We start from the raw sequence: 1,401 nt of genomic DNA, 5'->3' as shown, positions 1-1,401 counted from the left end.
CTCGTCGAGCGCGAGCAGCCGGCCGACGACGTCCGTGGTGCCCGGACCCCCGCCGGGGCCGGTGCCGCCGGTCGCGTGGCGGACGACGACGCGGGAGCCGATCATGTCGGAGGAGAGAGGCACGCGCCCAACCTAGGCGCGTCCATGAGGCGAGCCTCAGTCAGGCCCGCTGGCTGGACGGTAGATACTGGGGCGTACGCCCGACGAAGGAGAGACTTCCGTGACCTACGTGATCGCCCAGCCGTGTGTGGACGTCAAGGACCGCGCCTGCGTGGACGAGTGTCCGGTCGACTGCATCTACGAGGGCAAGCGGATGCTCTACATCCACCCCGACGAGTGCGTCGACTGCGGCGCGTGCGAGCCGGTGTGCCCGGTCGAGGCGATCTTCTACGAGGACGACACCCCGTCCGAGTGGAAGGAGTACTACGACGCCAACGTGAACTTCTTCGACGACCTGGGCTCGCCCGGTGGTGCGGCGAAGATGGGCGTCATCGACAAGGACCACCCGATGATCGCCGCCCTCCCGCCGCAGAACCAGGAATGAACGCCCCCGTCTCGTCGCGGTTCCCGGACTTCCCCTGGGACACCCTGGCGGCGGCGAAGGCCCGGGCCGCCGAGCACCCCGGCGGCATCGTCGACCTGTCCATCGGCACCCCGGTCGACCCGGCGCCGCAGCTCGTCCAGGACGCGCTCGCGCAGGCCGCGGACGCGCACGGGTACCCGACGGTGCTCGGCCCGGTCGCGGTGCGCCAGGCGGCCGCTGACTGGATGGCCCGCCGCTTCGGCGTCGTCGGCGTCGGCCCCGAGCACGTGCTCATGACGATCGGCTCCAAGGAGCTCATCGCCAACCTGCCGATGCAGCTGGGCATCGGTCCGGGCGACGTCGTCGTCTTCCCCGAGCGGGCGTACCCGACCTACGAGGTGGGCGCCCGCTACGCCGGCGCGACCCCGGTCGCGGCGGACTCGCTGACCCAGCTGGGCCCGCAGAAGCCGGCGCTGGTCTACGTCAACAGCCCGGCCAACCCGCACGGCCAGGTGCTCGGCCCGGACCACCTGCGCAAGGTCGTCGAGTGGTGCCGCGAGCGCGGCGCGCTGCTCGTGTCCGACGAGTGCTACCTGGAGTTCGCCTGGGACGCCGAGCCGGTCTCGGTGCTGCACCCGGTCGTCTGCGGCGGCTCGTTCGAGGGCCTGCTCGCGGTGCACTCCACGTCCAAGCGCTCGAACCTGGCCGGCTACCGCGGCTCGTTCGTGGCCGGCGACCCGGCGGTCGTCGCCGAGCTGCTCGCCGTGCGCAAGCACCTGGGCTTCATGGTGCCGACGCCGGTGCAGCACGCGATGGCGGCGGCCCTGGCCGACGACGCCCACGTCGACGAGCAGCGCGAGCTGCTACCGGGCGCGGCG

General features: G+C 72.4%; 2 protein-coding genes. Both read left to right on the top strand.

What is annotated here, in order from left to right; genetic code table 11:
* Positions 1 to 220: 220 nt before the first annotated feature.
* Entirely contained in the window at positions 221 to 544 is a 324-nt protein-coding gene (gene fdxA / locus AC2W7G_RS16340; protein ID WP_485869367.1) for a ferredoxin, read from the top strand.
* A partial coding sequence (gene dapC, locus AC2W7G_RS16335; protein WP_485869366.1) for a succinyldiaminopimelate transaminase occupies positions 541 to 1,401 on the top strand: 861 nt, incomplete at its 3' end. The genes fdxA and dapC, both read left to right, overlap by 4 nt.

The organism is Aeromicrobium sp. PFPM2_SD2 (genome assembly GCF_057364525.1).
Note: the sequence above shows the minus strand (reverse complement) of the source record. Positions and strands in the feature narration are given on the sequence as shown.